This is a genomic window from Paenibacillus sp. FSL R10-2736 (assembly GCF_038000245.1).
Classification (GTDB): Bacteria; Bacillota; Bacilli; order Paenibacillales; family Paenibacillaceae; genus Paenibacillus_AQ; species Paenibacillus_AQ phytohabitans.
The window spans coordinates 4866754-4879691 of record NZ_JBBOBN010000001.1; the positions used below are offsets into that span (position 1 = coordinate 4866754).

At 52.9% G+C, this 12938-nt stretch carries 11 protein-coding genes; 4 read left to right on the forward strand and 7 right to left on the reverse strand.

Annotated features, from left to right (window positions below):
* Position 1: 1 nt before the first annotated feature.
* The 4 genes from NSQ73_RS21020 to NSQ73_RS21035 all read right to left on the reverse strand — a co-directional run bounded on the left by NSQ73_RS21020 (position 2) and on the right by NSQ73_RS21035 (position 5365).
* Complete coding sequence (locus NSQ73_RS21020; protein WP_340988021.1) at positions 2-1801, reverse strand: sensor histidine kinase; 1800 nt, start codon at positions 1799-1801, stop codon at positions 2-4.
* Between the two features lie 118 nt (positions 1802-1919).
* Positions 1920-3281, reverse strand: a complete 1362-nt coding sequence (locus NSQ73_RS21025; RefSeq protein ID WP_340988022.1) for an ABC transporter substrate-binding protein — start codon at positions 3279-3281, stop codon at positions 1920-1922.
* A gap of 376 nt (positions 3282-3657) precedes the next feature.
* Positions 3658-4446, reverse strand: coding sequence for a carbohydrate ABC transporter permease (locus tag NSQ73_RS21030; protein WP_340989346.1), 789 nt, complete (start codon positions 4444-4446; stop codon positions 3658-3660).
* 64 nt (positions 4447-4510) lie between these two features.
* Entirely contained in the window at positions 4511-5365 is an 855-nt protein-coding gene (locus tag NSQ73_RS21035) for a carbohydrate ABC transporter permease (protein WP_171718678.1), read from the reverse strand.
* A 473-nt stretch (positions 5366-5838) separates the two neighbouring features.
* On the opposite strand from NSQ73_RS21035, the gene NSQ73_RS21040 reads away from it, so the two are divergent.
* From NSQ73_RS21040 to NSQ73_RS21050, 3 genes are read left to right on the forward strand one after another with little or no spacing between them, the layout of a single operon-like run.
* Positions 5839-6603 (forward strand): SIS domain-containing protein, encoded by a 765-nt coding sequence (locus tag NSQ73_RS21040; protein WP_340988024.1) that lies wholly within the window; start codon positions 5839-5841, stop codon positions 6601-6603.
* Positions 6600-8411 carry a family 20 glycosylhydrolase gene (locus tag NSQ73_RS21045; RefSeq protein ID WP_340988026.1) on the forward strand — a complete coding sequence of 604 codons (1812 nt, stop codon included), beginning with the start codon at positions 6600-6602 and terminating at the stop codon, positions 8409-8411. The genes NSQ73_RS21040 and NSQ73_RS21045 overlap by 4 nt, the downstream gene beginning before the upstream one ends.
* A complete protein-coding gene (locus NSQ73_RS21050; protein WP_340988028.1) occupies positions 8411-8890 on the forward strand; it encodes a GNAT family N-acetyltransferase in 480 nt (159 codons plus the stop codon). The genes NSQ73_RS21045 and NSQ73_RS21050 overlap by 1 nt, the downstream gene beginning before the upstream one ends.
* A gap of 126 nt (positions 8891-9016) precedes the next feature.
* On the opposite strand, the gene NSQ73_RS21055 is transcribed toward NSQ73_RS21050, so the two are convergent.
* The 3 genes from NSQ73_RS21055 to NSQ73_RS21065 all read right to left on the reverse strand — a co-directional run bounded on the left by NSQ73_RS21055 (position 9017) and on the right by NSQ73_RS21065 (position 11735).
* Positions 9017-9784, reverse strand: coding sequence for a class I SAM-dependent methyltransferase (locus tag NSQ73_RS21055; RefSeq protein ID WP_340988030.1), 768 nt, complete (start codon positions 9782-9784; stop codon positions 9017-9019).
* A gap of 13 nt (positions 9785-9797) precedes the next feature.
* Positions 9798-10592: an SDR family NAD(P)-dependent oxidoreductase gene (locus tag NSQ73_RS21060; protein WP_340947003.1), complete on the reverse strand. Its 795-nt coding sequence runs from the start codon at positions 10590-10592 to the stop codon at positions 9798-9800.
* 123 nt (positions 10593-10715) lie between these two features.
* Positions 10716-11735: an AraC family transcriptional regulator gene (locus NSQ73_RS21065; RefSeq protein WP_340988031.1), complete on the reverse strand. Its 1020-nt coding sequence runs from the start codon at positions 11733-11735 to the stop codon at positions 10716-10718.
* A 202-nt stretch (positions 11736-11937) separates the two neighbouring features.
* Here NSQ73_RS21065 and NSQ73_RS21070 point away from each other — a divergent pair, with 202 nt between their 5' ends.
* Complete coding sequence (locus NSQ73_RS21070; RefSeq protein ID WP_340988032.1) at positions 11938-12921, forward strand: zinc dependent phospholipase C family protein; 984 nt, start codon at positions 11938-11940, stop codon at positions 12919-12921.
* The last annotated feature ends 17 nt before the right edge of the window (positions 12922-12938 follow it).

Here is a 12938-nt window from a genome sequence, read left to right on the forward strand (position 1 = left end):
CCTAACCTTGATCCGGAATTTCTTCAGGAAGCACAAACAGGAAGGTTGTCCCTTGTCCGGGGATACTGTCAATGGTAACCTCGAAAGCTGAACCATAAGTCAGATACAGGCGCTCGTATACGTTCGACATTCCAATATGGGCCAGTCTGCTGGACGGCATAGATTCCTGCTCCGGCAGCTCAGAGCCTAGCTCAGCCCGGAGCCGGTTCAGGGTAATCTCATCCATCCCCCGGCCGTTATCTTCAATCGCTATGAACAGACGGCTGTCCAGAGTCCAGGTACGGATCAGAATGCGTCCGCTCTCCTGGCGCAGGCCGTGAATGTAAGCATTCTCGATAACCGGCTGCAGCAGGAAGCGCGGGATTTTTACCCCAAGGCTCTCCGAGGTGCAGTCTGTATCCAGCGTAACTTCATCGGCCTGGCGAAAATTCAGCAGCTCCACATAACTCCTGACAATATGCAGCTCATCATGCAGAGAAGTGTACTCATCACGCTGTTGAATGGTCATCCGCAGCAGCCGGGACAGCGAGAACAGCAGCTCCGCATTCTCCTCATCCCCCCGCATCATAATGCGCAGGCGGATGGAATTAAGAATATTGAACAGGAAATGCGGATTGATCTGCGATTGCAGCATCGCCAGCTCGGCCTTGCGCTTCTGCGCCTGCTCCACCTTAATCTGCTCGATCATCTTCTCCACCCGGTCCAGCATATGGTCAAAAGACTTGCCAAGCCGCCCAATCTCGTCATACCCGCGCACGCCGGAACGGATGCCAAGCTCCCCCTGCTCTACTCTGGCCGCCACGCTGTCCAGCCTGATTACCGGCTTTGTGAACTGACGGACCAGCAGGACCAGAATCAGCAGGAAGAACGCTCCCGACACGATCTGCACGGCTGTACTCCAGCGGTGGGTTGCACTGATCTGGCTGACCGCCTCGCGGTAAGGCGACAGGCTGACGATCCGGTAGTTCCCATAGGGAATATCCAGGCTGCTGAGCAGATATTGCTCATTGCGGTAGTCCATGAAACGTGAATCCGCTGTGCCCGTCAGTTCATCCGCAAGTGTAAAAAGCTGACCAAGCCGCGTCTTGTCCAGGGAGGCCAGTACAGTTCCGTCAGGTGCAATCAGCAGTGTCTCCTGGCCCTTACGGTTATCATTGAAGATCTGGCTGATCCGGCTCTCGGCGATACTGATAATGACCGTCGCATAAGTGGAATTGGAGGACAGCTTCAGATTGCGGGCAATCGTCAGCACCTGCGGGCTGGTCTGGGCAACGGTAGGAATATAGTTATCGAGCACACCTGCCCAGTAGAGATCGAAGACAGGCTGCTGACGGGCTTTTTCCATCCAGGGCTGGAGCAGCAGGGCGCCGACATCCAGCTTGGCGTAAGGATAATTCGAATAATATTGGCCGTCTGAGGTAAGCACGGTGACAAATGTTTTCTCCATCATGGAGGTCACGCTTTCGAGCTTTTCGGTAACCTCTTTGAATTCCAGTACATTCTTGGCTGTATCCGGCTGATGCAGCTTACTGCGCTGCCAATTTTCTTTGAGAATAAGCGTAATCCCGGGATCGAACTGAATGTAATTCGACACCAGCACCATATTGCTGAGAAGGTTCGAGATATACATGCTCTCCTGTTCCAGCGAACGGCGTTCATTCTGAATCACCTGGGAGCGGAGGATGTGCTCGGTATAGGAATTGGAAATATACAGGGTAATGGAGGCGGGAAGCAGCAGACAGAGCAAGGAAGCGACGAGCAGCTTGTTGCGAAAACCGAGTTTCCATCCTTTTGGCAGCAATGGCAATCCCCCCTTCACAATCAGACGATCGTTTTCTTTGCTTCTATCATATCAGCTTTCCGCCTCCAGTAATTCATTTCCCAGTAATATCTCGACAAAATGTGACGGTTCGGCTTATTTACTTATTGGCATCCACGATCTTTTGCAGTTCAGCTTGCGCTTTGCTGACCGTAGTTTCCAGATCCTGCTGTTTCAGGATGTACAGCTCGGTTTCTTTGGTAAAAGCAGTTTCCAGCTCGCCCTGATAGGTCGGCGGCACACTTAGCGGAGCCGGCTTGGCATTCTTGATCACATAGGCTAGTGAGGTTTCGTCAATCTTGTCCGGGCTCATAGCAGAGGCCTTCACTCCGGCGATGTATTGATCGACATCCTGCTTCTTCCAGGCGGAATATACATTCTGCATCTGCTCACCCTCTGTGGAATACCAGCGGATGAAATCATAGGCTTCCTGCTGATGCTGCGATTTCTCCAGAATGCCCACATAGTTGCCGTTGGCAATACTGACTCCGGAAGGCTGTCCGGCGCTGTTGGAAGGCATCGGTGCAAAGGCAGTGGTGAATGTAGCCGGGAATTCCTCCGATCCGCCCGCTTCTCCAATCATCCAGTTGCCGGTCACAATCATCGCGGCATGTCCGGTGAAGAATTCAGAACGGTAAGCAAGCTTCTGGGAGATGGTATCCGCATACGGTACAGCCACTCCGGATTCCTCTGCCTTGCTGCGCAGCTCCAGCGATTGGCGGATACCCGCACTGTCAATATTTACGATGCCGTTATTGACCAGATTGTTGTCCTTCTCCTGGTTGATAATGGCCAGCTCCCAGTACATCGCCCAGGTATGGAAATAAGTGCCGAAGGTCTTGGACGGCCCGGTACCGCTGGTCAGCTTGGCGGAATAGTCAAGATAGTCATCCCAGCTCCATTCCGTAGGCACAGCCAGTCCAGCCGCATCCAGCTTGTCCTTGTTCAGCAGGACGAAATAATTCTCCAGTGTATCGGGAAGTGCATACACCTGTCCGTCTACGGATGGATCAATCGTATATTCATCCGCCAGCGTGATGCCTTCCTTGCTGATCAGGTCATTCAGCGAAGCCAGCAGTCCGAGTCCCGCACGCTGTGAGTAGTCGGTTGCACCCGGCATGAACACAACGTCCAGGTTCTCGCCGGAAGCAACGAGGAGATCCAGCTTCTTCATCCCGGCCACGGAATCGCCGTTGTCAGCCAGCTCCACGTATTCCAGTGTAATTCCCGGATGGGAATCCTCGTACGCCTTCAGAATAGGCTCCATATCCGCCGCAGGTGACCAGTTGGCGACTTTGATCGTGACAGGTTCTGCAGAAGGTGCAGCACTCTCCGCCGCATCCGGTGCAGCAGTGCTGCTATTAGTGGGAGATGCGTTATTAGTGTTGTTCGAATTGCCGCAGCCCGCCAGGGCTACAAGGAGCACGGTGATCCATACCAACGCGAATACATTCTTTTTCATTAATAACACCCCTTCTAATGTGAGTTCTCCCTGCCTATGAAGCTTGTCCGGCAGCTGTTCCTTATCGATGTGTATGCTGAACTTTAAATATTCCTATAGGTTAATCGTAACTGCGGTGAATATTTGGACTTCCAGCCGCTGCCCGCCCCCAGATTTCTTGATTTAAACCGCTCTTCGCGGTAGAAATCCGGTGACTGCTGATGCTTCCGAAGCAAGCTTTCCTATGGAAAGCTTTCAGGCGTACGCATTCGCTCTTCCAGTTCCAAAATCCCCCTCCGTCACTTATCCTTTTAGTCAGTTTTCAAGTTCAACTCACTGACAGTCACGTCCGCTCCACCCACCTCCGGTTATGCAAATTCCGGGAACTTGCCAGCCTTCACCCCTTCACCCCCCCCAAGGAAATGCCTTCGATGACCTGCTTCTGGCCGAGGATGAACACTACGAGCAGCGGTACGATTGCAGAGACGGAAGCCGCCATGATGAGGGAATAGAATGCGCCGTTACGGTCAGCGAAGGCATTCATGCCAAGCTGAAGGGTATAGAGCGTCTTGCTGTTTAGGAAGACCAGCGGCGTCTGAAAATCATTCCAGGTCCAGATAAACCGCAGAATGGCATAAGTGGCAATCGCCGGCCGGACCAGCGGAAACAGGATGGAGAGGAAAATGCGGACATGGCCCGCCCCGTCGATCTGCCCGGATTCGATGTATTCATTCGAGAGTGAAGCGAAAAACTGGCGGAGCAGGAAGGTTCCCAGTACGCTGAACCCGCCGAGCAGAATCAGGCCCAGATGGGTGTCGTACAGGCCGATAGTGCGGAACATGATGAACAGCGGCACCAGCGTGGCTTCCGCAGGAATCATATAAGTGGCCAGCACCACTACAAATAATGCGTTTCTGCCCGGGAAGCGGATTTTGGTGAAGCCGTAGGCGGCCATGCTGGAGACGGCTACGGACAGGAGTGTCGTGAGTGCTGTGACTTTGATGGAGTTCCAATAATACAGGGTAAAGTTCGCTTTGCCAAACCACACAGAGTGGTAGTTGAACGATGCTCTCCAGGTTTGCGGAATCCATTCGATCGGATATTTGAACACATCAGCCTCAGGCTTAAGCGAAGCGGACAGCATCCATATAAAAGGGAGCAGGAATACGATGCCCAGCAGCGCCATTAGTAGAGTGATGACCGCTTTTCCCCAGTCCAGATTCTTTAATTTCACAGGGGTCCCTCCCTTTCTAGTAATTGACCCAATAGCGCTGTCCCAGCCACTGCAAGCCGGTGATGGCGAGTACGATAACGAACAGAACCATGACCATAGAAGAAGCATAACCCGTCTGAAGATCCACAAATGCGGTCTGATACATGTCGTACACGACGACTGAAGTAGAGTTGGCCGGACCGCCCTCCGTCAGCACTTTGACCAGCGCGAAGGATTTGAAATTGCCGATAATTCCGGTCACCAGCAGGAAAAAGGTCGTCGGCGTCAGCAGCGGAAAAGTAATGGAGCGGAACTGGGCAAACTTCGAAGCACCGTCGATTGTCGCTGCTTCATACAGATCGGCAGGAATATTCTTGATCCCGGCAATGTAGATAATCAGCGAGACCCCGAGGTCTATCCAGATCATCAGCAGCATGACCGATGGAAGCGCATACGAAGGATCGGCCAGCCATTTGGGCGGGTTGTCCACTCCGAGTGCCGACAGGAAACCGTTAACCGGACCGTAGGAGGGATGGAACAGAACCTGCCACACTACTGCGACAGCGACGACACTGGAAATCTGGGGCATGAAATAGATGACCTTGAACGCACCCGGCGCGTAGACATGATTGGTGATAATCACCCCCAGGATCAGCGCTATAGCCATTCCCACCGGTACCGCCAGCAGCATAATGAAATTATTGCCCAGCGACTTCAGAAACACATCATCCTGAAACAGCTGGCGGAAGTTGTCCAGTCCGTTCCAGCGGATCTTGTCAAACCCGGTGACGAACGACCACTTGGTGAAGCTGAGTATGAAGGAGAAAATCATAGGGATCAGCGTAAATACAATTACTCCGAGCAGCATGGGCCCGGTGAACAGATAACCCATCCATATTTCTTTCCATTTCCGTTTGTTTCGGCGGATGACCGGATTCTCCCGGGACTGTGGCAAGGCAACTGACGTCTTCAAGGCTCTGTCCCCCCTCTTGCGTGATGTTATCTCTCATTATAGAAAAGCAAAGAATTTTACATAAGTCACGATCCTGACCCGTTCAGAAAAATTTTTACCTGCCGTTGTCCCAATCAGCGATTTGCACACATCATGGCATGCTGCTGGCCAAATCAGTCAAAAACGGTGCCGATTTGCGCAAAATAGTTGATTTACTCCGCCTGCCCGCTTTGTTATCTTCTAGGCAAGCGGAAGCTTATGCTTACAAAACTTAAAGCGTATGCTTCCGAAGCCAGTTTTGCGAAGAGACTCAGGAAGCTTATGCTTACAAAACTTAAAGCGTATGCTTCCGAAGCTAGTTTTGCGAAGAGACTCAGGGGGCTATGCTTACAAAACTTTTAGGAGGAATGTAAATGAACGCAAAGTCAGATATTATGTCCGCTTATATGGAAAGCATTGTGGAGTTGCTGAATGAGATACGGAGTGAGCCGAGGGAGAAGCTGGTGCAGGTGGCGGAGCTGCTTGCGGATCATATTGCAGAGGATAAGCTGGTCTATCTGTACGGTCCGGGCGGGCATTCCAACATGAATGCGACCGAGGTCTTCTTCCGCGCAGGCGGCCTGATGCATATCAGCGCTATATTAGATGAAGGCACGATGATCTCGAATGGCGCACTGCGCTCGATGGCCGTTGAACGTACTCCCGGCTACGGAACACTTGTTATAGAAGATAACCGGCTGGGCGAAGGTGACATCCTGATCCTTGCCAATGCCTACGGCATTAACACCGCCTGTGTCGATGCTGCCCTGGAGGCGCGGCGCCGGGGGGTTACAACGATTGCCGTTACCTCTGTCGGCCATGCCGAAGCTACCCCCAAGAATCATATTGCCCGCCATCCTTCGGGGCAGAACCTGTATGAGCTATGCGATTATGTTCTGGACAGCAAGGTCAAGCCGGGCGACGCTGCACTGCATATTGAGGGAATTGAACCGAAGATGGGCTCGACCTCAACCTTCGCCAACGCTTTCCTGCTGAATTCACTGATGATGACCACGGCTGCCTGTCTCGGGGAAAAAGAGATTGAGGTGCCGGTCTGGCGCAGCGGCAACGCTCCCGGCGGGGATGAATGGAATAACCGCTTCATTGAGCGCTTCAAGGGCCGGGTCCGCTGGCTATGAACATTCCATTGATTCCGCAGCCTCAGGTGGTGCAGAGCCGGGGACCGGAACCGGTCAGCGGCATCCGCGGCTGGACGGTGCAGCTATGGAGTCCCGGGAATGATGTCCGGTTATTGACGGCAGCGCAGGGAATATTCGCGGGGGTGACAGAGGTTCAGGAGCCTGGAGGCAGCGCAGTATATGCGCTGGTCTCGGAGGGAACCCGCTTCAATCCCCGCATGGCCCGGCGGGTAGAAGGCAAGCATGACGGTTACGTATTGATTACAGATACAGACCGGGTTGAACTATACGCACTTAGCGCTTCCGGGCTTTTCTACGGGATTAGAACATTGGAGCAGCTGCTGGATAGCGGCGGAGGCGCCGTACCTGCACTGACGGTGGCCGACTGGGCGGATCTGCGGCTGCGCAGCGATTATCTCGATCTGCGCACCGTCTATCCGACCTATGAGCATATGCTGGAGTATATTGCGGAGCTGGCCCGCTATAAGATTAATACACTGATCATCGAATATGAGGACAAGCTGCCGTTCCGGAAGCTGAGCTTCCTCCGCCATCCCGGGCTGGCCTTCACCGAGGAAGAGCACCGGGTGCTGCTGCAGATGGCGCATGACCATTTCGTTACGGTAATCCCGAAGCAGCAGTCCTTCGGACATCTGGAATATATTCTGAAGCATCCAGTCTATATCGGACTGCGTGAGGTCCCGGAGACAGTGTCGGAATTATGCCCGCACCGCGCAGGCTCCTTCGAGATGATGGCCGGCATTCTGGAGGAAGTGGCTGCACTTCATCCGCACAGCGATTATCTCCATCTGGGCTGTGATGAAGTCTGGACGCTCGGCACCTGTGAAGACTGCCGGAATTCCGGGCTTACCCCGGAAGCCTCCTTCATCCGCTTTGTCAATCAGCTGGCTGAGAAGACAATCAGCCTTGGCAAAACACCGATGATCTGGCATGACATGATCATGCACGCCACCCTGGACGAGATCGCCGCACTCGACAAGCGTGTCGTAGTGGTGGTCTGGATCTACGGCGGGCACCGGATGAAGGCGGATGCCCGGCTCATTCTCCACAAGCTGCGCGACGCCGGCATTGAGACCATCGGCGCCTCCTCTGTACGCTGCTGGGATGATAACGGCGACCAGAATTATCCGGTCATTCATAACCGGATCAAGAATGTGCTAGACTGGATTCAGCTGGCGCAATCGGAGCAGCTGGACGGGATCATTCATACGAACTGGGGATGCCCGTTCTCGCTGGGCAGTCCCTATGGCCTGTTCGAGACCTCTCGTTTTCCGGCGTTTTTTGCCGCAGAGCAGAGCTGGAATGCCAAGGCGGATATTTCATCCTTCCTGGCCCGTTTCCTGCACCAGTTCCACGGGCTTGATACGGCCCTGCTGAGTGGAGAAGAATGGGCAGATTATGCGGTAACCGACTATTATGCCCTGATTCCGCAGCTGCTTCCGGCAGTGAGGAAGAACCGCCTCACTGCCGAGCTGATTGATGCAATGATTCAGTATGAGATCCCGGCGCAGCGCCGCTCTCCGCTGCATACGTTCCTCTTTCGCGGAGCAATGTCGCCAGGCAGTGAGGAAGTCATTACCTTCCTCCGGGATAAGTACAGAAGCGGATACGGCGATCTATTCAGAGCCAAGCAGCGGATGCAGAGCGTGCTTGCAGAGCTGCTTCCACCGCAAATGGCGGAGCTGTTCATCCGCTCCCGGTTCTACCGGCCGGAATTATTCGAAGCGGACCTGCGCGGGATGATTACAGATCTTGAGATGATTGAACAGAAAGCGGGGGATAGCTGATGCCTGATATGCTTGTGAAGTTATATGATCTGCCGGATAATAGTGCACTGCTGGAACGTCTGCGGGGCGAAGGAATTTCCATTAAACGGGCGATGACCGGGGATAAGCAGGCCATCGTGGACTTTGTCGGCCGCCATTTCACGAATAGCTGGCGGAATGAATGCGAGACGGCCTTCGCGCATCTGCCTGTCCACTGCTACATTGCTGTGAAGCAGGGCGAAGTGATCGGCTTTGCCTGTCACGATGTTGTTGTGAAGAACTTCTTCGGCCCGACCGGCGTGCTGGAGGATTACCGGGGCCTCGGCATCGGAAAGGCCTTGCTGCTGGAATGCCTGTCCGCGATGCACCGGAACGGCTATGGCTACGCCATCATCGGCTGGGTCGTGGACGCAGTGCCTTTCTATGAGAAGACTGTCGGCGCGATTGCGGTCCCTGATTCTTTTCCCGGCGTATTCCGCGACTTGATCAGTATGGACTAAAACAGCCCTTTGATACAGCAAACAGCGGCAGCCAAGGACCTAAATGTCCCTGGGCTGCCGCTGTTTTATTGTCGTTACAGATAACCTGTTCCGCCAAGCTAGCAGAAATCGATAATCGGAAATCCTTTATTTTCTGCCCAAATGCAGGTCGATTGTATCATAAATAGTTAACACATCACCGGACTTCATAATCGCCGCTCTGATCTCTTCCTCAAACGGCTCTTTAATAGCAGACGGCATGCTTCTATGGTCTGAATATGTATTAAGCAGGGCAATGTAATCCGCCGAGGAGAAGCTTCTGGTTAGGTGATACAGCTTGAGCTGAACATCCCTGAACCCGTAGGTATGCAGATTCTGTGAGATGGTATTGTATCTATCCGTATCATGTTCGATCAATTTGGTGTTTGAAGGCCTGTACTGCTGGTAAATACGCTGAATAAGCTGATGTAATTCGTCATCCTCCCGCGCTGCAAAAGGCCGGTTCCAGAATAAGGCCAATGTTCCGCCCTTCTTCAACAATTCACGAACCTTCGGGTAACCAACGTCCTCTGGAATCCAATGAAATGCAGTAGCGGAGTAAATGAGGTCTACGCTGTCGTCCGGGCCTGTGAATTCTTCAAATGTCGTATTGTGCACTCTGAAATTCTTGTGTTCCCGGAACTTTAGTTGTGAGTATTCCGCAAGGTCTGCCCCCAGTTCAATGGCCGCTAATTCACAGCCCGTTTCCAGAAAAGGCCGGGTAGCCTGGCCCGTTCCGATCCCGATTTCTATAGCCTTCCCGCCCTGCCCGATCCGGGAATACGCTATAATGTCCCGGAATAATTCCGCACAATAAGCCGGTCTCCATTTATCGTAATTCGCCGCATCCTCATTGAATGTTAACCGTTTATCCATACATCCTCCTCCTTCAGTAAATAACCGGCACCATTCCCCCATCCATACGGATTGGAGAGCCTTTAAATGCTGCCGCATAGGGACTGCATACAAAAGCAGCCAGCCTGCCGATCTCCATAGGCTTGATGAAACGCTGTAATTCAGATTGCGGCAGACTTGCAGCCATAAATTTCTTCTCTTTTTCTGCAAACGTCAATTTCTCGTCAGGATACATCCCGTCAATGATTTGCTGCACATTCTCAGACAATGTAGGTCCAGGCATGATTGTATTAACCGTGACCTCAGTTCCTGCTGTCAGTTTGGACAGACTCTTGGACAAGGACAGCAGCATGGATTTGGTCATTGCATATTGAGGCATCTGTCCTGAAGGCATGACGGCTTCTTCACTGGCGATGAAGAGGATACGGCCGTAGTCTTGTTTCAACATTCCAGGTATATATAATTTCGTTAATCCGTTTGCAGCAAGCACATTCGTACGGAAATACTTCTCCCATATGTCATCGTCAACATCCTCATACTGCATCAATTCATAAATGCCCATATTGTTGATCAGAAGATCAACGCTGGGGAATTTCGCGAATAAAGCTTGTCTTTGTGCAGCGTCCACTATATCAGCAGCGGCATTCTGAGGAGTGGTGTCCGGGAAATTCATCTTCAATTCACTGACGGTCCGCTCTGCCTCTTCGTAATTTCGTCCATTGACCAATACGTTAACGCCTTCCTTGGCAAGTTCTATAGCAATGGCTTTCCCTATGCCTTTCGTAGATCCAGTAACTAATGCTGTTGTATTATTTAATCCCATATCCATAATCCACTTCTCCTTATTCGAACATTCCTGTGTTCCGGATAGTGATTATTGTACCCCGCCGGGATTATTCAGTAACTAGCCCCATGTGCCAAACTTCTTGTTTATCACGCCAAAAAATACTGCTCACGAAATGCCGGCATCCGGAAGATGCTCAGCACGCCACTTCGAAGGAGTGTCCCCCTCCCACAGACGGAAAGCACGGTAGAATGAGTTCTGGTCCTCGTAGCCAAGCAGGTAAGCCACTTCTTTAATATCAAGCGAAGGGTCTGCCAGATACTCACGGGCCTGCTCATGCCGTGCTTCTGTCAACAGCTGCTTGAAGGTCGTATTTTCGTCAGTCAGCCGGCGCTGCAGGGTCCGGCCGCTCATCTTAAGCTGCTTCGCAGCGGCCTGAATGCCGGGGCATCCTCCTGCGAGGCTGTGTTTAATGACCATTTTGACTCTTCCGGTAATAGAGCGGTTGTCATGTAGTTCAACGAGTGACCGGTCCAGAGCGGGTGTCAGGATCTCCAGCAGCTCTTCGTTATACGATACAAAGGGAAGATCCAGATCACTTCGATGCAGCGTCAGCCGGTTACATTGCCCGCCTGCCTGGATTGCACAGCCGAAGTAGGCTTCGAGGACCCGTTCATCGCCCATGGACTGCGTAAATTCGACGGACTGTGCCTTCAAGGGACGGCCTGTCCCCTTCCTCCCAAGCTCCAGAAGAAAGGCCAAAGTGATCCCCGCTAGCACCGGAGGACCGGATGCTTCGGTATTCAGCCATTCCAGTTCAACTGTACAATGCCCGTTCTCCTCCGTGATCCGCAGGCTTTCGGGAGGACACAGCTGCTTGTATCTGGCCATCCGGTATAGAGCATCGCGGTAGTCACGGGCGTGATACGTTGCTAAGACGGTCGGAGGGTACTGCGTGGTTTCAAAGGCGGCTGCAAGCTTGATGATCCCCTCTGCAGTGTCTCCGGTGAGCTCGGAATACGCCTGCCAGATTGCGAAATATTGGGCAGTGGTGACTGAGGATTCCGTTGTTATCGATAACGGCAGCTGTGCATGGCGGGCCACGTCGCGGGAGGCAATTCCTAAGTGATTTATGCCTGCCCAGAATCCCGGAGGTATTCTAATAAGGTCAGAGAGACTGGACTTCATACGTACGTACCTCCTAATGCCAGTTGTAAATTCATAGCTGTGGTTGTATTAAAGCCATATAAGAATACTCTTATGCCCGTTGCAATGTCTACAGGTGGAATAAAATTCATCCACATTTCTCATTTTGTTTTAACATGCAGGCGTTACAATGGATTCAGATCATAACTAAGCTGAGCTCACAAAACCTGTAGGAGGATTAATCATGCCTAATATCTGGATGCATCTCGAATACGGGCAACAGCTGGCCGGGGAATTCCGCAGCCGGTTCCCGTTCTTACATAAGCTTCAGCCGCAGGAACAGTTGTATAATCTCGGCTGTCAGGGCCCGGATTTCCTGCTGTATCATAGTTTTCTGCCCTGGAGCAAGGATGCGGGGGCCCTCCATCTCGGGGATCTGATGCATACGCAGCACTGCGGGCCTGTGCTTATTGATTGCTGGGAAGCTGCGCGGACTCTCGAAGGACCGAAGGCGGACCAGGCCCGGCTCTACTTCCTTGGCTTCCTGACCCATCATCTGCTGGACCGGAACCTGCATCCGTACATTAACTGGAAGGCAGGCTACAAATTCCGCGATCACCAGCGGTTCGAAATCGATTTGGATACCTTGTTCATGAAACGGCTGCGGGGCGTCAATACATGGCAGAATGCCGCCTGGACAAGAATAGACGCAGGTCCCCGGCTGTCTGAGCAGGTTCATCATATTCTTCACACCACTGCACTCCGGCACTACCCGGAAGCCATGGGCAAGCTGCCCTCCGAGATCTGGCAGAGCTCCTACCGGGATATGGTGCTGGCTCACAGATGTCTTTATGATCCGAAGGGCTGGAAGAAGGCCCTAGCCTGGGGCCGTACCCGCCGTCTGTTCTCCCGGAAGCTGACTGCCCATGAAGAGCAGCTGGATTATCTGAATGACCGGCACTCCGAGTGGCGGCATTCCGCACTGTATTCCGAGGTCCGGACGGAATCTGTCTGGGAGCTGTGGGAGCAGGCGCTGGAGGAAGGCCGGACCGTGCTCACCGCGCTCGCTGATTGGCTGGAATGTACGGACGACGACGCGGCAAGGCACAAGCTCGACCAGTTCATCACAGTACTGGGCGACCGCTCTTATGATACGGGTAAGGAATGCAGCATGAACCTGCAGAACCAATATGCAGAGCCCATCTGGACCAGCCTGCCTGGCAGCTGATCGCAGCCGGCGTCTCA